Annotated in this window: 22 protein-coding genes; 4 read left to right on the forward strand and 18 right to left on the reverse strand. The window is 38.7% G+C overall.

From position 1 onward, the window contains the following. Positions 1-167 precede the first annotated feature (167 nt). From NSU16_RS20050 to NSU16_RS20080, 7 genes are all read right to left on the reverse strand, one after another. A complete protein-coding gene (locus NSU16_RS20050) occupies positions 168-1,316 on the reverse strand; it encodes a lantibiotic dehydratase C-terminal domain-containing protein (protein ID WP_339191810.1) in 1,149 nt (382 codons plus the stop codon). Between the two features lie 44 nt (positions 1,317-1,360). Then, the gene (locus tag NSU16_RS20055; RefSeq protein WP_339191811.1) at positions 1,361-2,290 is read right to left on the reverse strand and encodes a thiopeptide-type bacteriocin biosynthesis protein; all 930 of its coding nucleotides are present in this window, start codon (positions 2,288-2,290) and stop codon (positions 1,361-1,363) included. Positions 2,291-2,295: 5 nt separating this feature from the next. Next, positions 2,296-5,010, reverse strand: a complete 2,715-nt coding sequence (locus NSU16_RS20060; RefSeq protein WP_339191812.1) for a lantibiotic dehydratase — start codon at positions 5,008-5,010, stop codon at positions 2,296-2,298. Then, positions 5,000-6,586 carry a hypothetical protein gene (locus tag NSU16_RS20065; protein ID WP_339191814.1) on the reverse strand — a complete coding sequence of 529 codons (1,587 nt, stop codon included), beginning with the start codon at positions 6,584-6,586 and terminating at the stop codon, positions 5,000-5,002. Before NSU16_RS20065 ends, NSU16_RS20060 begins: the two co-directional genes overlap by 11 nt. A 69-nt stretch (positions 6,587-6,655) precedes the next feature. Then, complete coding sequence (locus tag NSU16_RS20070; RefSeq protein ID WP_339191815.1) at positions 6,656-8,599, reverse strand: YcaO-like family protein; 1,944 nt, start codon at positions 8,597-8,599, stop codon at positions 6,656-6,658. Positions 8,600-8,722: 123 nt separating this feature from the next. After that, the gene (locus NSU16_RS20075) at positions 8,723-8,890 is read right to left on the reverse strand and encodes a thiopeptide-type bacteriocin (protein ID WP_326191335.1); all 168 of its coding nucleotides are present in this window, start codon (positions 8,888-8,890) and stop codon (positions 8,723-8,725) included. A gap of 169 nt (positions 8,891-9,059) precedes the next feature. After that, the gene (locus NSU16_RS20080; protein ID WP_339191816.1) at positions 9,060-10,817 is read right to left on the reverse strand and encodes a hypothetical protein; all 1,758 of its coding nucleotides are present in this window, start codon (positions 10,815-10,817) and stop codon (positions 9,060-9,062) included. A gap of 314 nt (positions 10,818-11,131) precedes the next feature. Between NSU16_RS20080 and NSU16_RS20085 the strand changes: the two genes are divergently transcribed. Next, positions 11,132-11,731 (forward strand): response regulator transcription factor, encoded by a 600-nt coding sequence (locus tag NSU16_RS20085; RefSeq protein ID WP_326191333.1) that lies wholly within the window; start codon positions 11,132-11,134, stop codon positions 11,729-11,731. Between the two features lie 822 nt (positions 11,732-12,553). Here the strand turns inward: NSU16_RS20085 and rlmH are convergent. Further along, positions 12,554-13,033 carry a 23S rRNA (pseudouridine(1915)-N(3))-methyltransferase RlmH gene (rlmH, locus tag NSU16_RS20090; protein ID WP_106021845.1) on the reverse strand — a complete coding sequence of 160 codons (480 nt, stop codon included), beginning with the start codon at positions 13,031-13,033 and terminating at the stop codon, positions 12,554-12,556. Positions 13,034-13,113: 80 nt separating this feature from the next. Further along, complete coding sequence (locus NSU16_RS20095; protein WP_003236479.1) at positions 13,114-13,284, reverse strand: CxxH/CxxC protein; 171 nt, start codon at positions 13,282-13,284, stop codon at positions 13,114-13,116. A gap of 184 nt (positions 13,285-13,468) precedes the next feature. Here NSU16_RS20095 and NSU16_RS20100 point away from each other — a divergent pair, with 184 nt between their 5' ends. Continuing rightward, positions 13,469-13,882 carry a hypothetical protein gene (locus NSU16_RS20100; protein ID WP_326331364.1) on the forward strand — a complete coding sequence of 138 codons (414 nt, stop codon included), beginning with the start codon at positions 13,469-13,471 and terminating at the stop codon, positions 13,880-13,882. Positions 13,883-13,914: 32 nt separating this feature from the next. Here the strand turns inward: NSU16_RS20100 and fdhA are convergent, their stop codons facing one another. From fdhA to NSU16_RS20130, 6 genes are all read right to left on the reverse strand, one after another. Next, complete coding sequence (fdhA, locus tag NSU16_RS20105; protein ID WP_326331363.1) at positions 13,915-15,141, reverse strand: formaldehyde dehydrogenase, glutathione-independent; 1,227 nt, start codon at positions 15,139-15,141, stop codon at positions 13,915-13,917. A gap of 62 nt (positions 15,142-15,203) precedes the next feature. Next, entirely contained in the window at positions 15,204-15,374 is a 171-nt protein-coding gene (locus tag NSU16_RS20110; protein WP_010332581.1) for a hypothetical protein, read from the reverse strand. Positions 15,375-15,569: 195 nt separating this feature from the next. Then, on the reverse strand, positions 15,570-15,818 hold the full coding sequence (locus NSU16_RS20115) for a DUF2651 family protein (protein WP_326331362.1): 249 nt from the start codon (positions 15,816-15,818) through the stop codon (positions 15,570-15,572). Positions 15,819-15,836: 18 nt separating this feature from the next. Continuing rightward, positions 15,837-17,000 carry a hypothetical protein gene (locus tag NSU16_RS20120; RefSeq protein WP_339191817.1) on the reverse strand — a complete coding sequence of 388 codons (1,164 nt, stop codon included), beginning with the start codon at positions 16,998-17,000 and terminating at the stop codon, positions 15,837-15,839. Positions 17,001-17,010: 10 nt separating this feature from the next. Beyond that, on the reverse strand, positions 17,011-17,748 hold the full coding sequence (locus NSU16_RS20125; RefSeq protein ID WP_229148257.1) for a YiiX/YebB-like N1pC/P60 family cysteine hydrolase: 738 nt from the start codon (positions 17,746-17,748) through the stop codon (positions 17,011-17,013). 148 nt (positions 17,749-17,896) lie between these two features. Further along, a complete protein-coding gene (locus NSU16_RS20130) occupies positions 17,897-18,367 on the reverse strand; it encodes a GNAT family N-acetyltransferase (protein WP_268445065.1) in 471 nt (156 codons plus the stop codon). Positions 18,368-18,476: 109 nt separating this feature from the next. On the opposite strand from NSU16_RS20130, the gene NSU16_RS20135 reads away from it, so the two are divergent. Continuing rightward, positions 18,477-19,574 carry a Rap family tetratricopeptide repeat protein gene (locus NSU16_RS20135; RefSeq protein WP_339191818.1) on the forward strand — a complete coding sequence of 366 codons (1,098 nt, stop codon included), beginning with the start codon at positions 18,477-18,479 and terminating at the stop codon, positions 19,572-19,574. Beyond that, positions 19,575-19,691 carry a Phr family secreted Rap phosphatase inhibitor gene (locus tag NSU16_RS20140; protein ID WP_339191819.1) on the forward strand — a complete coding sequence of 39 codons (117 nt, stop codon included), beginning with the start codon at positions 19,575-19,577 and terminating at the stop codon, positions 19,689-19,691. A gap of 38 nt (positions 19,692-19,729) precedes the next feature. Here the strand turns inward: NSU16_RS20140 and rocF are convergent, their stop codons facing one another. From rocF to rocD, 3 genes are all read right to left on the reverse strand, one after another. Beyond that, positions 19,730-20,620 carry an arginase gene (gene rocF / locus NSU16_RS20145; RefSeq protein ID WP_339191820.1) on the reverse strand — a complete coding sequence of 297 codons (891 nt, stop codon included), beginning with the start codon at positions 20,618-20,620 and terminating at the stop codon, positions 19,730-19,732. Positions 20,621-20,693: 73 nt separating this feature from the next. After that, positions 20,694-22,097 (reverse strand): amino acid permease, encoded by a 1,404-nt coding sequence (locus tag NSU16_RS20150; RefSeq protein ID WP_168749264.1) that lies wholly within the window; start codon positions 22,095-22,097, stop codon positions 20,694-20,696. A gap of 223 nt (positions 22,098-22,320) precedes the next feature. Further along, the gene (gene rocD / locus NSU16_RS20155) at positions 22,321-23,526 is read right to left on the reverse strand and encodes an ornithine aminotransferase (RefSeq protein WP_024123511.1); all 1,206 of its coding nucleotides are present in this window, start codon (positions 23,524-23,526) and stop codon (positions 22,321-22,323) included. Positions 23,527-23,677: the final 151 nt, after the last annotated feature.

Raw genomic sequence — 23,677 nt, forward strand, 5'->3', positions numbered from 1 at the left:
TGATAACAAATGAAATATAAAAAAACCTGTATAATTACAGGAATTTTAAAAAAGTCAAGAAACTGATCTCTAATTTTTATATTATATTAAAGATTATTATAATTTGCATCTGTGACTTATATATAAATAAGTTATTGAAAAGACAGTCATATTCGATAGATGTCAAATTAATGTTCTTTCTTCTTAGGATAATGTTGACCAGATAAAGTACCTTGAATTTCATTATCCACATATTGTATCTTTGCATCTGCTGTCTCTTTTAAAATCATTTCCCAACTTTTACCAGTAACGATTCCAATAGATTCAGCTGCAAAGTAACATAAATAAGATCTTTTGAGTGGTGTAACTCCCATCACGTTAAAAATATTATACATAAAACTAAACAAAAAGCGTTGAGCTTGAAAAACACTTGTACTTGAAAAATCTTGTACAATCTGATTACTATAAGCATTCTGATGAAAATCACTTATCCTAGAAAAGCTTTTTGAATCCGGCTGAAATGGCAATAACCCCAATTGAACTTCTTTCAAAATTAATTTATGGTATTCAGTAACGATTTCTACCCATTTATTTATTAAGTCATCATTCAAGAGTTTACCAGACTGAATTTCCTCAACTTTTTGAAAAGTATCTTTTACAAGTGATAAATACCAATCTTTTTTACTCTCATATGCCATACTTACCTTCTCTTTAATTTTATCTTTATTTGTAAGAACATTCATATGACCTTCAAAATGTGATCTATAGCTAATATAAAAGTTAATATGTGTACAATAGACTAAAGCTGCCATCATTTGAATGAACAAATTTATCCTGTCATTAGGTTTATTAATTGAGTATGAAACTAAATCACAAACTATATCGGTTGTATCAGAATAAAAGTTCTCTGCTAATTGAGCTCCTTTTTCACCACCATACATTGAGGACCGAATGCTATATTCATCGATTTCCCAAAAATTATCAGGGTGTAACTTAGTCTCATTTTCATGTGCTTTCTGCTGTTCAAGTTTCAACAAAGCGGTTGTATATTTATCCCAATTCTTATTCACCAAGGTAGACTTAGAAGGATACTCCACTAAAAATCGTTCTATTTGGCACGAGATAATTTTATAAAGACTTTCCCAGTTCTTATCGTCATTTAGTTCGAAATTCAAACGTATATGTGGCCCACCAATCCAGTGGCGAGTAAAATAAAACCGTTCTATTTGGTCAGGAATTGCTCGAAAAACAGATGAATTTGGCAATAGCTTAGGGATCAATTTACTAATAAGATGATCATAATTGTCATAATAATATATCCGTATTGATTTCCACATACTACTTCACCTCTCAAATGCAGTTGATTTATTACATTTCAAAATTAGTACATCCCTTCGAGCAATAAAGACAAATATGCTTCTTGTGCAGGGTATACCCCTAGTCGGTTATTATGCATATGCATGTAACTTCCTATAATCCTTCCACTCGAAGTATTTTTTAAATCAATAAGGGATACTGATTTTATAAGTTGTTCTATTGATGACATCATACCAAGTAAGTTTTCACTTTTTAATCCCCTATATACTCCATTAAGATTAAATTGATTCCACATGGTTTCGAGATTTACTTTTAATTGTTTCCCCAACTTCTTGACTTGCATTTCAGCTTTTGATCTGATTTTCTCTGCATACTCAACGCTTTCCCAATCTAACCATCCATTTGCGTACTGGTTCCAAAAACCCTCGTATTCTTTCATCTTTAAATCATCTTCACAAAATTTGAAAATTATATACATTATATCTAGAGCTACTGCCATTCTGTTTATATTTAAGTACTGGTCTTGTAAGGTTTCCCTTACAAATTCACTTGAGTAACAGAAGAACTCCTCAGCTATTTGAATTCCTACTTTCCCACCGTAACGCTCAATTTCCGGAATATATGATACTTTTTGCACTGAGTTGTTAGGAAACCAAGGTAAGGATGGAATTACATTTTTACTCTTCCCCTCAAGAGAATGCGATTGGTAGAAAGTCTCTTTCTTCAGCTCGATTGAACTGGGATGCTTCAAAAGATAATCAGTCCAACTATCAGTTAAGCGTTCTGTAAACTCTTCTGTATCGATACCTTCCTGAACAATATAACGAATCCTAAGGTGGGGTCCCCCTTCCCAATATCTTATAAAGAAATATTTTTTTATTTCTTTATTTATTATACCGCTTTGAAGTGAAGGCCAAATTAAACGATTCAATACAGTTTCAACATTTGAAAAATCGTGAAAAAAAACATGCAAACTACACCATCTATCAATCATAAATATCAATATGCCTCCTTTTCTTGAGAAAATTGGTGAATTTCTATCACTATTTCATTTACTCGTTTCTCTTCAAATACAGGATATACAGATTTATGGTTTGGCAACATTTCTTCAATTTCCAATGCATCATGGCCTCTACTCAGATAACGTTCGAATTCCCTAATTAACAAGTGTATACGTAAATCTATATATTGAGGTTTACGTTCCGCATCCTTATAGTTTCCATTATGAAACACATCATTAACATTTTCTGTATATCTTGCTACTCTGACAAAAAAGTAAGGAGGGATCCCAAGCTTACTTCTCCATTGATCCAAGTAATCCATATATTCAATATCTGTCATAGAAGACTTCGGAAGGGGAAATTGTTCTCTCGAAATCATCCATGTTTTTCTGGAAATCACAACTGATCCTACACTAAATCTAGGTATCACCAGTATTCCTTCTGCAACAAATTTCTCTTTCATCTCAGCATCAAATAACTCTAAAGGGTGTTGTATAATACGATTTGTAGATTCCATCAAAGACAAAAACATACCAAAGTTAGGGAGTAAAAAAGGATTATAAAATCCTAAAAATCGTGGGGAAATATAACACTCTTGTTTATTAGACCAGATTTTCAATCTATCTTTCCGTGAGTCATGCCGTAATTCAATATCCATTATTGTGTTTTGACCTTCGGTATTTTCAAACCGAGTTGACCCTGGATACAATATGTATGATTTTGTCAAATCAGGACGAATATCTGCAGGAAACCCGTAATAACCAATAATATCAGAGATAATTCCATCTTGATAATTATTGTCATTCTCAATTTTGATATTTTCAATAACACCTTTTGTTTCAGTGTTATTTGGATACAAAAATCGACTATACATATGTCCCCAACCATCATATGTCTTATTAACAACAAATCTTTCTTTTCCATCCTGGATAAAAAGCTGTCCCATAAAATCCAATGACTTATTTCCTTGGTTATTTGGAATCAACTCTGATAAAGATGCTAGCACTTCTTTTAAATCAACCTCATTAATGGGAGAATTTGAATGCGTGAAAATGAACTCTTTCAATTTGTTATGTGCAAATTGCCACTTTTTTACCTTATCAAGGTTAAAAGGATTCCAAGATAGCATATATTTTGTGATCTGGGCTGGATCTCTTGGTAAATCTCGTGAAGCAAAATTAGACCATTCTTTAAAAAATTCAATGATGTTTTTACACACTCCGTCTTGACCATATTTACGTATAAAGAACTCTTTCATAGTCTGCTTGTAACTAAAAAGTACATCATTTAAATCAATGGTTTTTGTGATAAACCCTAAATTTTCACGAATTGTTGATAAATTATTCAAGTTGAGTTTGATGTTTAAATTTTGATAATATGCATCCTCTAAAATTGGAAATGGAGGTTTATCAATACTTTCTCCGCATATATCAAACAGTTGAACAACCAAACTTGAAATTTGTTCAAGAATGGATACTCTCTCTCTTGGTTTTGCTTCTTCATATAAATTAGTTGCGACTTTAATATCTTCCAAGATCCTAATCGTCTCAGCTAATAATGGATCAGACCTCAAATTCAACTTTTCAACTACTTTAACAAAACTTGGGATAATATCTTGCTCATAATCATCTAATAAGAAACCTATCTGAAAAAAATTAATATTGCTCAGTTTAGTAATGATTTGGCGTGTTTGCTGTTCACCAATATTCAGAGAATTCATTAAGATTTCGATTAATTCTTTCTGTGTTGTAATTGCATCACTTAAATGTTGAAATAAGTAGTCAAGTGTTGGTTGTCGTTTTATTTTCACAAAACTTTGTGTAAATCGATCAAGTAAAGTACTTAAAGAAACAAAGTCCACTGAAGGTATATAGTAGTTCTCTTCATCCAATTGTATACTAGGATTTAATGCTATATATAATTTATCTTGTAGCTTCGCTTCTAATAACCTTATTATACGCTTAATAATATTAGGATTAATGTAACAAAAGCTTTTCAATTTTTCTTGGGTATTTTTAACATTTATAAATTGTTCCTCTTCAGAAACTGATGCAAACGAAATGGGAGTAAATGTACTAAAAGGACTTGTTTTAAATAAAGTTCTAGTTATATAACGAATTAAAGAACTTTCAAACTTTCTATGAGAACTAGTTTGTGGCTTAATTTCCTTTTTTAAATAGCTATTCAGCTTCTCATATAAAGGTCTGCTGGATAAGAGTAATCCATTTTGCATTACATCTGTTTTGATCAATTTAGTAATAAACTCTGTTGCCCTATGATAGTCAGCCGTTAGATACTCTTCTTCTTTTTCCTTTAAACGTACTAGCTGATCAAATTCTGACATATATTTAAATATTAATTCCTTATTAACATTTTGAACAGAATAGGGCAAAGCAAGTACACTTTTTAATTTATCCCATTGCGGAATCTTTTTTTTTTCAAAGTATTTTTTAACTTTCAACAAATCTTTCTTTATATTTTTATCCGGACATGCACTTACTGCTCTGTAAAATTGTTCAGTTAAACAAACTGCTTGTTCAGCAATACTATTTTCTAATTTTTTCTTTTCCTCTAGATATTTCAAAGAATTTTCAGAAATAAATTCTGCATAATCAGATAATCCCAAGCCCGCTATACGAAATAAGAGATACGGAGCAATCTTAGTATTATCCTTTAACTTATTAGAGTTGGTGATCATTACTTTACTTTTCATAAAGATTTCCTTTCCTCCAATTTGGAAACGTCATGATTTGCCAGCCTTTATATCGATTTGTTCCAATAAGGATATGTTCCAAAATGATTTCATCATCATAGTTTATATTTAAAAGTTTTTCATAGATCAAGTCATCAAATGCCATGATTGGTCTTGCAAACATCCCTAAATGCCCTGCAGCTAATAAAATTTTTTGAGAAATAATACCTCCCATAAGGTGGGCAATCCGGTATCCGCGGCTTCCATAAGTATTTAAATATTTTTCAATATCTGCTGTTATAAACCAATGTACAGGCAGATTATTGAAATTAATTGAACCACCTAAATAACCTTCTCTCATTATGTCAACGGAAACATTAGAGTTAACAAGGGTGGGTATTAAATCTTCTCCAATTTGGTAGACCCCTTGTTGGAAACCTTCCATTTGTAGAGGAACCATGTATATATTAGGTCGAATATGACAATCTACTATTGAATTCATATCATTGAGTGCATGTTGCAAATATAAAAAAAACAACTTGCTCTCTTCTTTACTAACTAATCTTTTAGGCCCATTTATGCCAAAAGGACCTCTCCCCGAATGTCTCTGATTTATATCAGAAATCCTGTTTTTTAGGGTGCTGTTTCGCCTGAAATCATAACTGTTGTTTCCTCGTAATGAACCTTCATCACTTAACTTTCCACGAATGGATTTTAATTCTGCTAAGCTAAAAATTCTAGATTTTTCCTCTAAATCTGCTATTCCTTTACAATTCCCAGTTATCTCTTGCCACTTACATTCCATACTTTCTAACTTTTGTTTGGAGTGATTATTATAATGAACCCCATCATGTTTAAACTTATATATCTTTTCACTGTCACTATTGTTTTGAGAGAAAAAGGAAAAGACTGAAAATGAAGGTTCTTGTTTCATATCAATACCAATAAAACTTGCCAATAGATGATCTACAAAAAGGAATTGTCCCTTTGCTTCCCAACCATAATATCGAGAGAGATCAATTAGATTTTCTATTGCGTGACCTGCCTCTAAGAGGATAAGTCTATAAGCAAAATCACTGTATTTACATCCCATCCTCCATACATTAGAATTTATCATCATAAAAAACTCTACATTCAATATATTTTGATCTGATAATCCACAAGCAATCTTCACTTTTTCTTGAGGAATTTCATTTTTCGCTAATTCAAGGCGGTGGTGCGTAGGACTATATCGATATGAGTTCCAAGTCTTATCTTCCTCATTTGTTGAACGAAACAACAAATAAAATTCAGTTGCATAAATAGAACGCGGGGATGGAAAACTTCGGTGGTCTACGTAAGGATGATTCCATTCCTTCCGTAATATCCCAGCAGTCCAAAACAGAAAATGCCCTAGCTTAGTCCAAAGTTCATGTTTTTCTATTGTCTTTATGTCATCTGGCAATGTTAAGGGATAATATGTTCCAGATAAAAGTTTTTTATAAGGTAATGACATTTCGACATCTGGGTTATATCTTTGTTGTTTCAATTTATCTATCGAATGCTTGATTGTATACCATCTGGCACTCAATAGTGATTGAGTTTCTACATAACTCACAAAAAACATCCTTTCATCACATCAGTTTGTAAGAAAGTGTATTCCCTTAAATCGAACTAAAGCCTTTTTCTAAGGAAAAGGGTGTACTTTTGGGCGTTGCAAATTACTAAAAGGTACACGTTTGCTACCTGCAAGTCGATACATATTAGAACCAAACGTCATTGGTAACATGCCTGGTATCAATACCTTAACAGTCACGAACCCTAACTCTTTTATATCAATGGGCGTTGTGTCAACAATTAATACCTCAAATCCTATTTTCTGAATTCGTTCTAGAACAATTTGTAATAGTTGCGATTCAGAAATGGAATTGTAAGTTCGCGATTGTGCCATTCGTTCAAGTATCTCAGTTCTAGTAATTTCACGAGATTGTTCAAGTAAAAAATCAAATCTGTCTCTAAATTCTTTATTCATATAAATTAAAGCGTGGTCATCCATTGACTCTACTCTTCGTTCATCTTCCGCCAACCAACGAATTCGTTCTTGTTTGCTTTTAAACATTGGGATAAATTCAGGTAATATCGAAGAAAGCTCAATTAGTGCCGATCTTATAGCAAGAATGGGGTCTAAATTGCAGCCTGCAGCAGAAATTGTGGCAGGTAAATCTATACCATTTCCCAGGGCAATAGCCCAAATACAAGGTATTCCATGCTCTATAGATATATCAAATAATCTAACTTTAAAACCCATTTGTTCCACCGATAAGTACATTAGAGATAACTCTGTATTCTCGTATACTAAATTTGTTACATCTAGTCCTGGCTTTTCATTGTACCAAGAATATAAAAAAGCATCCCGCTCACAAACTTCAAATAAACCATTCAAAATTGCACCGGCGTAAGTATCTCGAATTGCAAAACCATTAGAGGACTCATAAGCATATTGTCTTCGTATCGAATCATTTAAACAGAATGAACTGGCCACATTTTCTTCAGTTAGGTATCTTAACCTGTAATATACATTCCTTTCAGGAATTAAAGTCGCCTTGCATTTAGTTAATGATACTCCCCACACCCAACTAATAGGCTCATCCTCAACAAAAGGTATATACGGGAAATCTTGTTCGGAATACTGATCATCTGTATGAAGCAAGAACTGTGCAGGGTGAATTGCGTATTTCTTCACTTTTTGATAATTTCCAATTACTGTTGTTTTTTTGCCCAGTGGGGCTTGTCCAGCATAACGCTCACAGGCTTCAAAAAAAGCCACTTTGTGATTATTATCACTTCTCCAAGAGCGCCCAACACCTGGTTCAAAGTCGCCCTTCTTCAAAAACTCTACAAATTTGAAAGAAACTGGTATTGTATTTGGAGAATCTTTAACAATTTCTCCTTTCACAATTCCTGATAGTGGATCAAACAGTGTTGATGATAATTGGGACAATGTCCAATCTGCTTTTTTGGAAGTACTCTCATCTTTTACTTTATGAATTAACAAAGATGCAGCTGATTTACTATCTCTTTCTATGGTTGAACAAACAGGACAAAGTGGATGAGGAAGAAAAGAATGTTTATTAATTTTCAAACTGCCTTTTTCATTAATCATAATGCAAATATAAGTACCATTTTCCCAGCGTGAAGATAAGATTTCTTGCAAATAACTTCGGAAAATTGGCAAAAACCAATGAAATTCCTCTAGCTGGATTTTGATACTTGAACGATTCAAAAACATAGCATAAGGGTTGGGAACGGAGTTTCCAAAAGAACCTAGTCTTAATTTAAGACAATGCAAACATATAGGATTGTTACTTGTATGTAGTACCGGACCCAACCAAATTCCATAAGGAGTAAATAACGCAAAAAGCAAATATGCAGAATTTTTTTTGCAGAGTATAGAAATTTTTTCCCATTTATCGGTATTTAAAGACGATTGAGCAAAAAGTATAATGTCATTACTCTTTAACAAAGAATACTCGTTAAGTCTAAGTATTTTTAAATCTTTTATATATTTGTTATCTAAAAGAGACATGATGGCTGTATCACTATCTTCATGTAACCAGATTTGTTGGCTCACCCTGATAAACCTCTCTTATATTCTTTAAAATTTGAAGACTTTCAGTCGAATATGCATGGAGACATGTAATGAATCCCAAAAATGGGATCACTACATGTCAATTATTCTTACCATTTAATTGTCTTAACTACAACAACTGCTGCTTGAAGAGCTTGAACAACACAGCCAGCCACTGACATTTGAAGCTCCGGTTTCAGGCATAGCAAGAGAACCTTCAATATCAAGCACTTGAATATCATCTAATTCTAGAAAATCAAGTGAATTTGATTTAATTTCCATATCCTTGTTCATTCCTATCACCTCCTTTAAAGTTATAACATTTAGTAATAAATTTAGATAATTATCCAGTCATCAGTTAGTTTAACAATTTCCTTCAGGACAAGCACTTCAATTGAAGTACTTGTAAAATTCTAACTCAAATTAAAATATTTTATAACAGACATCGTAGTTTTAGTGGCATTTAATAGTTATTCAAATCAATCCAGCCAATAGTTAAGTCTGTGAATTTATTTAAATTGGGTTTATACCCCATTTCATTTATATCATTCAGAACCTGTTCATAATCTTTCTTATTATTAAAATTTCTCCATTCAGTTGCTAAAGAAATAGTTAGATCAATATCAAAACTATTCTGAGAGAAAGCTTGCAAAAATGACATTCCGTATAATAGAGACATAAACATTGCTTCTTCAATTGTTGATCCGCTACCAATTAATATTTGATTATTGATCTGTGTCGGAAAAGTTGTCGCACCATTGCCCTTTGGAATAAACCTTGTCCCTACTGTGAAGAAATGCTTTGTCCATTTTTGGTAACCGACCATCTCAACAGAATAACCGAATCCCACTGAGAGTATCTTCATTAGACGGCTCCATTCTCCAACCTGAAGGGATTGTATATCTAATCTATTTAATATTTTATTTTGAAAATAAAAAGTCAAAAACAGTTCCTTCCCTAATTGATTCCGTAAATTCTTTGCTACAGTCTGACGATCTCTATTTACTATAATAATGTTTCTATTCCCAGTTACATTTATATTTAATTTATGTAATTTATCAAAATCATGCTTGATAGCCATTTCTATCGACTTAAAGTAGGAAGCCTCTTTTGCCGCATCAATTGATTCACCACATCCTAATACAATCGATGATGGTTTGAGATAATGCAACATATGTAAACGCAGTGGCAACTGGACCATTGTTTGAGTATCTGTTTCTTCTACTAGACCAACATAAGGATTTGTTATCCAATTTAACAAACGGTCGTAACTAATTTTGCATAGTATATCTAGAAATGATAAGTGTCCTTCTCCACAATCAGGATGAACTTCAACAGGAACAATATCAAATTCAAGTGTATTAGTATTCAAAACTGCTGCATTTTCAACTATTTCACATTCATCATCTGAATGGCCATAGTCACTTGCAATATAACGAATAATTTGAAATGCAAGATACGAACCAACTAAACACATATGTAATGGAGATACATCATATTCTTCAGTTCTTTTAAATAAGGACATTTTCCGGTTAGTTTCTTTGTTTTTTTTAATTAAGCAAGAGAGACAAGCAGACTCTCTGTATTGAATAGGGCCTGCAACAACAAAATCACCGCAAATACCCATTGTAGCCAAAGGAATATTTAATTTTTTACAGTAAAGTGAAAGATCTTCATTTATTTTTGTATTCAATTCTTCAAATGTATAAACTACGATTCCATTATCCTGTACACCCTCTTTTAAAATTAACTTTTTAAACTCCTGAACGTCCTCAAACTCACTAATCTCAACTTGGTATGAGATAAGACTTTCTCGAAATGACTTAGAAAGATGATTTTTACCTAGTAAATAAAATCTGGTTTTTTTTATTGATATAAATTTTTCGTTCGGGTTATCATAATAATCTGACAATAAATCCAGTAAATGACGTTCAGCAACACATGTTGTAGCTTCCCAAGAAATTTTGTTTAAGATCTGGACTATATTCTTATTTATTAATTGATTTATTATACTCTCTATAACAGGTTGTTGATGGGCTCCAAATTTACTTACAATCTCTTTCATTGTTTTGGTTCCATTCATTATTGGAAAGAGTACTTCAATTAGCTTATATGAATTAATACCGTTAATTTGGATTGACTGATCACCATGGGTAATAATAGTACCCCCATTTAGAATTCCATAATGGGCAGCACTCCTAATTTTTATATATTCTTTCATAATATATCTACTCCGAACTGTGAATTTATTCCTAATTAAATTCTATAATCTTCAAATTCCTAAATCTAGTTATATTTATAACTTATTTTAGATTATTTATCTTATTTACACGGGTCATATCCTCCTACAAAACCATCGATTATGTTAATTATTAGCATATTATTGATGATTAAATATTAGAATATATTTAAAAAGTCTATTGGTCATAAAACGTCAAAAAGATTCAATATATTTACAAGGTAAACATTTGAAATAAAAGCTGTATAATGATATATTTTTTTATAACTTAATAAAACCTATTGGAGGTCAGTCGAATGAAAATATTCCTCCTAGAATCTCAGATTATGATTCTTGACGCCTTGAAACAACTATTAAGTTTACAAAAAGGAATTGAAATTGTTGGTTCTGGTACAGATGGAGAACAAGCTATCGAAAAGATTTACCTAACACATCCGGAAATTGTACTATCCGAAATAAAGCTAGATGGTATTAATGGAATAAAGCTAGCAAAGGCAATACAAAAAGAAAAATTGGGGTGCAAAGTTGTTTTAATATCTTCAAATTTCCCTTATAACTTTTATCAAGAAGCTTCTAAGTTGAAAATTGACGGATTCCTACTTAAAAACATCACTATTGATAAATTAGTTTTCTCCTTAAGATCTATTTATGGTGGAAATAAAATATTTTCGCCAGAAGTGAAAAGAAATTCACAGTTGTTCACAACTTCTTTAACAACTAGAGAGATTGATGTAATCCAACTATTACATGCAGGCAAAAATACGAAAGAAATTGCTAATACCCTTTACTTGTCTGATCGAACAATAAGAAACTATATCTATCTTATTAAGAATAAGTTAAATGTTAAAACACGTATTGATATTATTAATAGAGCTTCTAAACTAGGGGTCATCTAGCTTGTTAATGTTTATATGTAATTATCGTAAATTAATATACTATTTTGGAAGCTAAATTAGATAACATCATATCTGTTGGTTAGCATAAGTGAATTTCAGTTTTAAGCTGACACAGATGGAGGGGCAATCAATGAGTTTGTATATTTTTATTATAATTATTTTTATTTTTGGTTTGGTTGTTTGGAGGAGAAGTGTGGCAATAAAAAATCCAATCAAAGGAACTGGAATTCGAATTTTACTTCCAGTTATATATATGCTGCCAGGGTTCTCAATGTTGTTAAACCCCAATTTACAATTAACTAGATTGGAGCTCCTAACAGCTCTATGTCTGGGAGTATTTTTTTCTATTCCTATGATTTTGACGACTAATTTTGAAATCAGGCACCATAAAAACATTTACACTAAACCAAATAGAGCATTTTTTTTGTCTCTAATTGTACTTCTAGTAATACGCTTATTATTGAGTTTATATCTTAAAGGTATACCTACCTATTCACTTTCATTTATATTTTTTTTAGTTGCCTTTACTTACCTTTTGATTTGGCGTTTTACTACCTTCATTAAATATAGAAAGTTATTAAATAAAATTAATTCAGAATCCTCCTAACATAAGGAGTAATGAGATAAACATGCAAAAAATAACGGCTCAAAAGTCTCTTTTGGAGCCGTTCTCTAATTTATTTATTTTTATATTAGATTTACTTTGTTATACTTCTTCAAAAAGTTATTGGAGATCTTCCGACACTTACAATTCCTTATATTTGTAACAAATCGATTTCCATCACAACTCCAAAATTCTGCCTCTTTAAGAAATTCTCGCTTTTATTTATGATAAGGCTCCCCACGATTAATCCGAAAAGCCCGATAAACCTGCTCCACTAAAATCAACCGCATCAACTGATGAGGAAACGTCATTTTCGAGAACGACAGCTTGTCGTCCGCTCGCTTCATCACCGCGTCACTCAACCCAAGTGATCCGCCGATGACGAAGGTGACTTTGCTTTTTCCATAAGTAGCCAGCTTATCTATTGTATCGGCTAGTTCTTCGGATGTTTTCATTTTTCCTTCGATGGCGAGGGCGATGACGTGGGCGTCGGGGCTGATTTTTGATAGGATGCGGTCGCCTTCTTTGTCTTTTATGATTTTCATGTCCTGGTCGCTTAGGTTTTCCGGCGCTTTTTCGTCCGGGAGTTCGATGATGTCGATTTTTGCGTAGGCCGAAAGTCGTTTGGTGTATTCTTCAATGCCTTGCTTGAGGTATTTTTCTTTTAGTTTTCCGATTGTCACAATATTGATATTCACAGGTCATCCCCACTTTAGAAACAAGTTATTCATATATGTTGTCCACAATTGTGGATATCTTTTCTGTATTTTGTGTAAGATCATTCGTTCCCCACTATATATACTGCGGGGTCTCCACATAATTCACAGGCTGTGGATAAACTGTTAGTATGTTCGATTTTTCTGATTTCGGGCGGCAGTTCGTGGTCGTCTATGTACATATCCAGCACGGTTTCGATGTGTTCTTCACAGGAATAATACGTTTGTTTCATGTTCAAATCCTCCGATGGTTTCTTGCATTTTTGCAAATATTCTCTTCCCAATATAACCTATTTATTCACATGTTAGTAGTGCTTCGGGCTGAGTTTTATCCACAAATCGACAAACAAGCTGTTGATGACTCTATTTCGCTCGTATGTTAGTTTGGATGTAACCGATGTTTGGGGAGGTCTGCATGTGCGCTTCAGATGGGTTTGGCTTTTTGTGATCATGTTGTTGCTTGCTGGGTGTCAGTCGTCTTATTGGGTGTTAGAGAAGGATCGGATCGGTGAAGGCAGTTCCGAGCTAGAATTATACGCAAATTACCTTCAAACACATGATGACGTAAAAGGGTATCAAGTCTTCACCATTTTAGAAGGTAGAAAGATGGTTATTGTGTCTCTCGGAAGCAGCGATAAGGATAAGAAGCTTGAGGTGTCAGACGTCAAATACTCACCTAAAGAAACGATTGTAACTGTGAAACGAAAGCCGGCTCGCGAGGAAAATGAGAAAAACCCTTATATTCTGATTGGACTGGACAAAATCGAAGGGGATTTAATTGTCCAAGACGAATCAGGAGATCGCTTTGAAGAAACCGATTATCAGCAATAAAGCCGGCGTTCGATTGAACGGCCGGCTTTTTTTTATTGCAATGTTCCATGCGGATCAATCACAAATTTCTTCGCCGCTCCTTTGTCAAAGTCGCTGTATCCTTTTGGCGCGTCGTCCAGAGAAATGACAGTGGCGTTGACGGCTTTTGCGATTTGCGCCCTGCCGCTCAGGATCGCTTTCATCAAATTGCGGTTGTATGTCATAGCGGGTGTTTGTCCGGTAACGAAGGTGTGGGCTTTGGCCCAGCCGAGTCCGAAGCGGATTTTTAAAGAGCCTGTTTTGGCGTCCGCATCCTTTGCACCGGGATCTTCGGTCACGTATAAGCCTGGAATACCGAGACTTCCGCCGACCTGGGTGACATCCATAATCGAGTTCAGCACGGCGGCAGGCGCTTCTCCTTGGCTGCCGTGCCCGGATGCTTCAAAGCCGACACAGTCCACTGCGGCATCAACGGTTGGTTCACCTAGTATTTGTTCAATTTGCTCGCCGAGGCGGTCGTGTTTTTGCACGTTGACCGTTTCACAGCCAAAGCTTCTCGCCTGTGCCAGTCTGTCCTCGTTCAAATCCCCGACAATGACTGTAGAAGCGCCAAGCAGCTGGGCGGAGTGCGCAGCGGCTAAGCCGACAGGTCCCGCTCCTGCGATATAGACGGTCGACCCTGTTTGCACACCCGCTGTATATGCACCGTGAAATCCTGTCGGAAAAATGTCGGACAGCATCGTCAAATCGAGAATCTTTTCTAACGCCTGTTCTTTATCCGGGAAGACCAACAGCTGAAAATCGGCGTACGGCACCATGACGTATTCCGACTGCCCGCCGACCCAGCCGCCCATATCGACGTAACCGTAAGCCGATCCCGGCCGGTCCGGATTGACATTCAGGCACACGTGCGTTTTCTGCGTTTTGCACATCACACAGCGTCCGCAGGCAATGTTAAAGGGAACGGATACGATGTCGCCTTTTTTGATAAATTCAACGTCCCGACCCGTTTCAATGACTTCTCCCGTAATTTCATGCCCGAGCACTAAGCCATCAGGCGCCGTCGTGCGGCCTCTGACCATGTGCTGGTCGCTTCCGCAAATGTTTGTGGTAATCACCTTCAAAATCACCCCGTGCTCACATTTCCGATTCACATTCGCCTTCGGAACGCCGGGCCCGTCCTTCAAGATTAACTCCGGATAGCCGATATCCTCCACCGCCACGTTTCCTTTGCCTTTGTACACAACCGCTTTGTTTCCTGTCAACGCCATTCCTCCCATTCATGTGTTTGGACTTTGCGTCCTTGAACATGACTTCGGTTCGGCATGACCCTTTCCCTTTTTCACGCCTGCTTTTTCTGTATTCTTACAACAACAAATATGCCAAGAAAGCAGCCGATAATGATTCCGATGATGTCGAACCAATCTGCTTTACCTCCGTTTAACAGGAACATCGTAGCCGCCGAAATCAGACTGATGATAACAGCCAGAAGAATGACCCGTTTGGTGCGCATATGCTTCCTCCTTTATCTGCATCCATTTTATATTTTCATTTTACAGTAATTAACACCTGTTTGCTTGAAAAGGCCATTCGAGCTTTATAGTTTTGAACCATGTTTAGATGGAGGCTGGACAACGTTCTATCATTGGTATGTATCAAATTGCGTAACAGAAAAAAGAGACTTCACAAGTCTCTTCATAAACAGTGGTCAGTTGAATAATAATTTCCTGAGAAATAATGTGACAACACTGGCTGCTAACGCAATTGCAGTATAAAGCACAACCCAAAACATGAATGAACTGTTGCCAGAGGCTAACGTAAACAACAATATCAAACTCGCAATAAGCACGATGAGCGGACCAATCCAAACTTTCTTCCATATGAAATAACCCGCTGCACCAATTACGCCTGACATCATCGGAAAAACAAAAACGATGAGCAGTATAACGGCTCCCAAGTCGGAACCCCCTTCACCTTAAAAATCCTTCATCACCTCAAAATCATACAGCTTCAAATGACTCTTCGGCTTCACAATCTCCTTTACCTTCCCAATCTCTTTTTCCTTCACTTTCTTTCCGGTTTTCAGGCTGTATTGTTCAATGTATGCAGGCTGGTTGTAGGTATATGTGAAGAAATAGAGGCTGCTGCCTTTTTGTGTAATTTCTTTGAAATCGGCCTTCATTTTTTCTGGGAAAAGGGCGAAGGCAATCCGGCTTTTTCCTGTCTTTGCATCGATCTTGTATACCTTTCCGAAGCCGTCAATGAAATACAGGGACCCGTGATACGAGAAAAAGCTTTTTTTAAAGCTGAATGGCATAGAGCTGTATATTGTTTGCTCGTCGTTTTTGTATTCGGCGATATCGTAAAGCTCCACCTTGCCGTTTTTCTTATTGATTTTCACCATTTGATAGAGATTGCTGGCTTTTTGCCCCCGAACCATCACATATACAGCTTGATCGTCCGCAGCAAGCTGAGACTCGATTGAGGCTCCTTCCCGATACTGCCATTCCGTGATGGCGTGATAGGTAAGCTTCTTTTGATCGGCCTGAACCTGAAGGAGCTGATAGCCTTTCTCGTCGTCTGTCGGGACAAGTGCGTAAATGGCGCCACCGTGAAAACCGGAGGCTCGGATGTAGTAGGGGATGACGTCTTTTTTCCACTCCCCGTCCAACTGGCGGTACAGCTCTGAGCGGTACCCGTCTCCCTTTTTGTTGTAGCCGGAATTGTAGAGGGTGTAAAAGCCGTCCGGTTTTTGCAGAAATCCTGCGCTATCGCCTGTATGCTGATAGGCTCTTTTATGGGATTGCAAGCCGTTTTTGATCGTGAAAATCGTGTGTTTGTCCTCCAGCATCACACTGTCGTCATGAACCTTGGCGGAACCCAGCTCAAGGCCCTTCATCTGAAATGAAGACAGCGACCTGTCTTGGCTGATAAACAGGGCATAGCTTTTCCCGCCGCCGAATGCATCTTGATCCGCTGAGGTTGAGAAATACAGCAGGACTTCTTTGTCGTTCAGAAAATCAGGGTTTCGGAGATCCTGCTGACTCACGGCTTTATGGCTTTTGAGAGGAGAAACGAAGACAAATAGTGCGATTCCTGCGAGAATCAGCATGACAATGGTGATCATCCACTTTTTCATAACCGTCTCCCTAATTGATCGTCATGACGGTTGTCGTATAGGAAGAACTTGTGATGTCGCGCGGGTAAACGCCTAATCCTTTATTGCTGTCGATATCAATGCCGGCTTTCAGTAAAAATGCAGACCATAGGAGCTTCGAACAGTTTTTGGCGCCGTCATGGCCGGTATTTCTGTTATTGACGAAGTTAAATGAGTATGGGTCGCCGACTCTTGATACCGCCCAGTCGGCAGCGGATGTTTTTTTAGATGAGGTGACGTTGACTGTTTGTACGATGGAGTTGTCTTCCACGTCTCTGGCATTATAAGCGATCTGCCTGACGCCGTCGCTTGGAACCGATTCAACAATCTTGTCAGCGGCGGAGTACATACCGACGTGGCCATGGTTGTAGTAGGCTGTGTAGGAGTTGGTGTAGTAGATGTTTCCTTTCGTGCTAGTGGGAAGTTTTTTCGTACCGGATGAGCCGCCCATCACGGAAATGCCGCTTTCCTTGGCGAGCTGGTCACCTTCTGCTTTATCGTCGGTGATTTCCTTGTAAAACTGTTTGAGAATCACATCGGTCTTTACGTGCTGCTGTTTGGCAATCTGGCTGGCGGATTTTGTGATTTCTTCTGCGGTCGTGCCTGGCTGAAGCGCTGCGATTTCTTCAGCATAGTTCGTGGTCCTCGCAGCTTTTGCGGGAGAAACAAACAGGCCGACGCACATTGTAAGCGCTACCAAAATAATTGATACCTTTTTCTTCATACTCATGACATCTCCTCTTTTCATGTGTGTAGGAAAGATGCTTTCCTTTATCAACATTATATTAGGGAAATGTGGAAGGTAACTAGGTGATTTACAGAATTTTTAGAAATCATTTACAGGAAGGTTGTCTCACAAAAAAAGGCCTTCCCCAGGCCTAAAGCTTCTTACTCATGATCACATCAGTCTCCTGAAATCCGGTTTGCTCATACAGCCGCCTTGCCGTCTCATTGTGAGCGAATACGTGGAGAGACAGCTTTCGAATGCCCATGTTTCCCGCCATCTCATCCAGTGCGTTCAAGGCTTGCTTCGCAAAACCTTTTCCCCGATATGATTCATACAATCCGAAATCGTAAATAAACGCTTCCTGCTGCGGGTGTTCCGGTTCTGCGTGAATCCAGAGCCAGCCAGCCGTTTCCTTTCCGTTCAGGATGATACTCCACAAATGGTGATGATGCGTGTGCAGCCCATTCGGCAGCAAATCAGAAAAAGTCTGTTTGGACAAAAGCATGGCCTCTTCAGGGAGCCACGATCCTGCCTTTATCTTTTCTTTTGCATAATGCTTAGTCGTGTATGTCAGATAGGATCGAAATTCCTCGGCTTGCATAGGTGTCAGCGTAATGGTCATATCGCCTCTCCTTTATTTATTGACTAGAGGATTTTACATAAAATAGAAGGAGGTGTTACTATCATGATAAGCAATGAGATTGATAAATGAATAGAGAAGGGAGTTTCAAATGAATAAGATTGCACCTGCAGAAATCGCTAACATGCTCAACGATTGGTACCTTGCGATCAAGAAACATGAAGTTGAAGAGTCCGCCCGTATCTTTGAAGAAGTGAAGCCTTTATTGGATGATATGGAAGAGGATCAGGAGGTGCTTGCCTACTTCTCCTTATTAGAACTGCGACATAAAGTATTGCTTCATGAAGCGAGAGGGCTGGGCTTTCAGCATGAGGAGTCTCCTCATATGAATGCTACGTCAGACATGCTGAAATATTACTTTTTTCTGTTTGAAGGCATGTATGAAGCCTATAAAAATCATTACGAAATTGCCATCGGGCTCTATAAAGAAGCGGAGCAGTATCTCAGCAACATCCCCGATCCGATCGAAAAGGCCGAATTTCATCTGAAGGTTGGAAAGCTCTATTATAAGCTGGGACAAAATATTGTGTCTCTCAACCATACACGGCAAGCGGTCAAAACGTTCAGAGAAGAAACGGACTACAAAAAGAAACTCGCCTCCGCGTTAATTACGATGTCAGGCAATTTTACCGAGATGAACCAGTTTGAAGAGGCGGAAAGCTATTTGGATGAAGCCATTCATATGACGAGAGAATTAGAGGACCATTTTTTTGAAGCCCAGCTTTTACATAACTTTGGACTTCTCCATGCCCAAAGCGGCAAATCAGACGAGGCGATCTCAAAATTAGAAGAGGCGTTACAGAACGAAGAATACGCCCGATCTGCCTATTACTATCATTCTGTTTACTTGCTGATACGAGAGCTGTTTAAGACGGAAAAGAAAGAACAGGCCCTAGCTTATTACCAAAAATTGAAGGAAAAATTAAATACTGAGCCGAATAAGGTATGTGAGGCAAAAATTGATATTTTATATGCCATTTACGCAGAAGGAGGTCATGCGGAAACGTTTCACTTATGCAAAGAACATATGGATGTGTTGATGTCGGAGAGAGAATACGACAGTGTAAGAGAACTTTCCATTTTGGCTGGCGAACGGTATAGGGAAAACGAGCTTTACAAAGAAGCTGCCCACTTTTTTTATGAAGCATTACAGATTGAGGAACTCATTAAACAAACGGAGGTTATGTAAATGAAAAAGTTTCTAATTGGCGCAGGCGTTGCAGCAGTGTTTTTATCCGGCTGGTTTATTGCAGATCATCAATCCCACTCACAAGAGATGAAAGTCGCTGAGAAAATGATTGGATAATAAAAAACCCCCGCTGGGATGCGGGGGTTTTCACATGTCTACAGCAACTTCTTCCCTAGCAGGGATTCTACGAGCTCTACTGCTGTTTGGCCAGTCTTGTTTTCATGATCAAGGATCGGGTTGACCTCAACGAATTCAGCTGAGGTGATGATGCCTGCGTCATACAGCATTTCCATAGCCAGGTGGCTTTCGCGGTAGCTGATGCCGCCGACGACAGGGGTTCCGACACCCGGTGCGTCGTTTGGATCAAGTCCGTCCAGATCAAGACTGAGATGGACGCCGTCGCAGTCTGATAAATACTCGAGGGTTTCTTCGATCACCTTTGTCATGCCGAGACGGTCGATTTCATGCATGGTGTACACCTTCATGCCGCTTTCCTTAATATACTGGCGCTCTCCTTCATCAAGTGACCGGGCGCCGATAATGACGACATGTTCCGGTTTGATTTTAGGCGCGTAGCCTTCAAGGTTAACCAGTGACTCGTGCCCGATGCCGAGGCTGACCGCAAGCGGCATGCCGTGAATATTGCCTGAAGGTGATGTTTCAAGCGTATTCAGGTCACCGTGCGCGTCATACCAGATGACGCCGAGCTTATCGTAATGCTTCGCTGTACCTGCGAGCGTGCCGATCGCGATACTGTGATCGCCGCCCAGAACAAGCGGGAATTTTTTCTCTTCAATCACGGTGTTCACCTTTTGAGCGAGCTTTTCGTTTCCTGCCAGTACAGAATTTAGGTTTTTCAGTTCTTCATCGTTTTTAATCTTTTCACGGCTGATCGGAATGTCCCCGAGATCTTCAACCGTATAACCCATTTCTGACAGCCTCTCAATCAGATGGGCATACCGGATGGCACTTGGCCCCATGTCCACTCCGCGTCGTGCTTGTCCTAAATCCATTGGCATTCCAATAACCGAAATCGTTTTATCCATCTGTGATTCCACCTCAACATATAAGATAATGTCCTATGCGGGTTATAACAAAGATGACTTGCGGACAAGGTTTTTAAAGCTCTAGCTGACGATTTGCCTGCTTGCGTTTTTTAATGACGACATGATAAATGATGTAGCAAATGACCATAAACGGTACTCCGCAATACAGCGCGATACGCTGCTCCGGATCAAACGCGAGACTGATGAGAACGACTGTATTTAACGTTAGGCCGATCAGAGGAAGCACCGGATATAGCGGTGTTTTAAATTTCAAATCTTCCGTCTTGCCGCCTTCACGGATATATTTGCGTCTAAACATGATTTGGGAAAGCGAAATCGTAATCCAGCCGACCTGTGCGCTCATGCCCGCCAAGGATAGAAGCACCATATATACGGTTTCAGCCTGCGCAAATTTTGTCAGAAGTGACAGGCAGGCAACAGCCATCGTTACGATTAACGCGTTCATCGGCACACCGCGTTTATTTGTCTTGCCAATCGCTTTGAAGGCCTGTCCTTCATTCGCCATCGCGAACAGGATACGTGTCGATGCGTATAGTCCTGAGTTTGCAACGGATAACAGCGCGATTAAAATCACAAAGTTCATGATGTCAGCAGCGTATGGAATTCCGATTTGCTCAAATACGACAACAAACGGACTCTCCACGACTCCCGCCTGTTTCCACGGAATCATGCCGGCAATGACAACGATTGATAGAACAAAGAAGACCAGTGTTCTCCAAACCGTCTGTCTGATTGACCGCGGAATCGTTTTTTCAGGGTTTTCACTTTCTCCCGCAGCAACCCCAATCAGCTCTGTTCCCTGGAACGCGAAGTTCACAGTAATCATTGTGATCAGCATTGCTTTTATGCCGTTCGGGAATAACCCATCTTCATAAAAATGCGTCAGAAACGGTGCTTGCTCTCCGCCTTTTAGGTCAATGAAGCCGAACATAGCGGCTCCGCCGAGAATAATAAATAAAAGGATAATCAATATTTTAATGCCCGAAAACCAAAATTCAGATTCTGCAAAGGCTTTCGCGGTTATCGCATTTAAGGTAAACATGAGGGCCGCAAAGACCAGACACCAGATCCAGACCTCCACATGCGGAAACCAGCGCTGCATCAGCTGTCCCGCTGATAAAAATTCAATAGCGCATGTAACCGCCCAGCCGAGCCAGTACAGCCAGCCGAACGCAAACCCGAAGGCCGGGCTGATAAATTTTGTCGCATAGGTCTGGAAGGACCCCGACACAGGAAAGGCGACCGCAAGCTCCCCTAAGCAAAGCATGGTCAAAAACATGATAAAGCCGCCCACTAAATAAGACAGAACCGCACCGAGCGGCCCCGCTTGGTTAATGGTAAACCCGGTTCCCAGGAAGAAACCGGTTCCGATCACTCCGCCCAATGAAATCATAAACAAGTGGCGAGATTTCATTGTCCGCTGGAGCTGATTTCCGTTATCTTGGTTCGTATTCACATTCTGCACCCCTTCAGCAACTTGTATTGGATCTAAGCTGGAACATCTACATGGTGCGTATCCCAGTTTGCTGTCCAAAGAGTCTCTATCTATTTAATATAAAATTCACTTCTTCTCATAAAGATACATTATACTAAAATACTGTAGCTGAGCAAATAGGGAGTGCTAATTTTTATGTTGTAAATTTATACAAACGAAGTGAATATCCCGCCATGATGCGGATTTATGCCTTTTGCAGCACATGCTTAATTTTTTCAATCGCCCAATCCAAATCCTTTTTGGAAATGATTAATGGAGGGGCAAAACGAATGACGGTATCATGCGTTTCCTTGCATAAAAGTCCTTCATCTTTTAAACGCTCACAATACGGACGCGCCGCTTCCGTCAGTTCCACACCGATAAACAGCCCTCTGCCGCGGACTTCTTTAATGATAGGGTTATCAATGCTCTCCAGCTCTTGTTTAAAATACTCGCCAAGCTCAAGAGAACGCTCCGCCAGCTTTTCATCTTCCAGCACTTCCAGTGAGGCGATGGACACCGCACACGCCAGCGGATTTCCGCCAAATGTGGAGCCGTGTGAGCCCGGGTTAAACACGCCTAAAACGTCCCGGTCCGCCGCAATGCATGAGATCGGGAACACACCGCCGCCAAGCGCTTTCCCCAAAATGTACATATCAGGATCAATGCCATCCCAGTCACAAGCGAATGTCTTGCCTGTACGTCCGAGACCCGTCTGAATTTCATCGGCAATCAACAGCACATTTTCTTCCTTACAAATCGCCGCCGCTTCCTGCAAAAACCCTTCAGGCGGAATCACAATGCCCGCTTCGCCTTGAATCGGTTCAAATAAGAATGCCGCTGTGTTTGGCGTAATCGCCTGGCGCAGCGCTTCCGCATCTCCGTAAGGGATTAGTTTGATTCCCGGAAGCATCGGACCGAATCCTCTTTTATACTCTTCTTCAGAAGAAAGAGAAACCGCAAGCATCGTCCGGCCATGGAAGTTCCCGACACATGCGATAATTTCCGCTTGATTGTCGGCTACGCCTTTCACTTCATAAGCCCAGCGTCTCGCTGCTTTTACCGCAGACTCAACCGCTTCAGCCCCCGTATTCATCGGCAGAATCATCTCTTTACCCGTCAGCTTAGCCGCCTTTTCGTAAAACGGTCCGAGCTGATCGTTGTGAAACGCGCGAGACGTCAGTGTAATTTTATCAGCCTGATCCTTTAATGCCTGAATGATCTTCGGATGTCTGTGCCCCTGATTCACCGCAGAATAAGCACTCAGCATATCCATATATTCATTGCCTTCCGGGTCCTTTACCCAAGCACCCAGCGCTTCAGAAATAACAATCGGCAGTGGATGATAATTGTTGGCACCGTAATGAGACGTCTGATCAATAATTTCTTTGGATTTTGATAAAGCTGGCATATTTGAATTCCCCCTTGTTTTCTGTTTCAACACTATATCCTGCTTTCCCTTTTTATAAATGCAAGTTTCGTGCCAACCTCGCACATTCGTGTATTTTCTACAATATTCGAGGCATGGGTGCAAAAATATTCAGATATTTCGCGCGAAATTT

This window comes from Bacillus sp. FSL K6-1003 (assembly GCF_037964945.1).
GTDB classification, from domain to species: domain Bacteria; phylum Bacillota; class Bacilli; order Bacillales; family Bacillaceae; genus Bacillus; species Bacillus mojavensis.

Coding starts and splice junctions, on each gene's coding strand:
- NSU16_RS20075 (WP_326191335.1), bottom strand. CDS start 8,890: ATGAACAAGGATATGGAAATTAAATCAAATTCACTTGATTTTCTAGAA.
- fdhA (WP_326331363.1), bottom strand. CDS start 15,141: ATGGGAGGAATGGCGTTGACAGGAAACAAAGCGGTTGTGTACAAAGGC.
- rocF (WP_339191820.1), bottom strand. CDS start 20,620: ATGGATAAAACGATTTCGGTTATTGGAATGCCAATGGATTTAGGACAA.
- NSU16_RS20050 (WP_339191810.1), bottom strand. CDS start 1,316: ATGTGGAAATCAATACGGATATATTATTATGACAATTATGATCATCTT.
- NSU16_RS20095 (WP_003236479.1), bottom strand. CDS start 13,284: ATGAAACAAACGTATTATTCCTGTGAAGAACACATCGAAACCGTGCTG.
- rocD (WP_024123511.1), bottom strand. CDS start 23,526: ATGCCAGCTTTATCAAAATCCAAAGAAATTATTGATCAGACGTCTCAT.
- NSU16_RS20130 (WP_268445065.1), bottom strand. CDS start 18,367: ATGACCATTACGCTGACACCTATGCAAGCCGAGGAATTTCGATCCTAT.
- NSU16_RS20055 (WP_339191811.1), bottom strand. CDS start 2,290: ATGATTGATAGATGGTGTAGTTTGCATGTTTTTTTTCACGATTTTTCA.
- NSU16_RS20125 (WP_229148257.1), bottom strand. CDS start 17,748: ATGAGTATGAAGAAAAAGGTATCAATTATTTTGGTAGCGCTTACAATG.
- NSU16_RS20060 (WP_339191812.1), bottom strand. CDS start 5,010: ATGAAAAGTAAAGTAATGATCACCAACTCTAATAAGTTAAAGGATAAT.
- NSU16_RS20080 (WP_339191816.1), bottom strand. CDS start 10,817: ATGAAAGAATATATAAAAATTAGGAGTGCTGCCCATTATGGAATTCTA.
- NSU16_RS20085 (WP_326191333.1), top strand. CDS start 11,132: ATGAAAATATTCCTCCTAGAATCTCAGATTATGATTCTTGACGCCTTG.
- NSU16_RS20110 (WP_010332581.1), bottom strand. CDS start 15,374: ATGCGCACCAAACGGGTCATTCTTCTGGCTGTTATCATCAGTCTGATT.
- NSU16_RS20135 (WP_339191818.1), top strand. CDS start 18,477: ATGAATAAGATTGCACCTGCAGAAATCGCTAACATGCTCAACGATTGG.
- NSU16_RS20120 (WP_339191817.1), bottom strand. CDS start 17,000: ATGAAAAAGTGGATGATCACCATTGTCATGCTGATTCTCGCAGGAATC.
- NSU16_RS20140 (WP_339191819.1), top strand. CDS start 19,575: ATGAAAAAGTTTCTAATTGGCGCAGGCGTTGCAGCAGTGTTTTTATCC.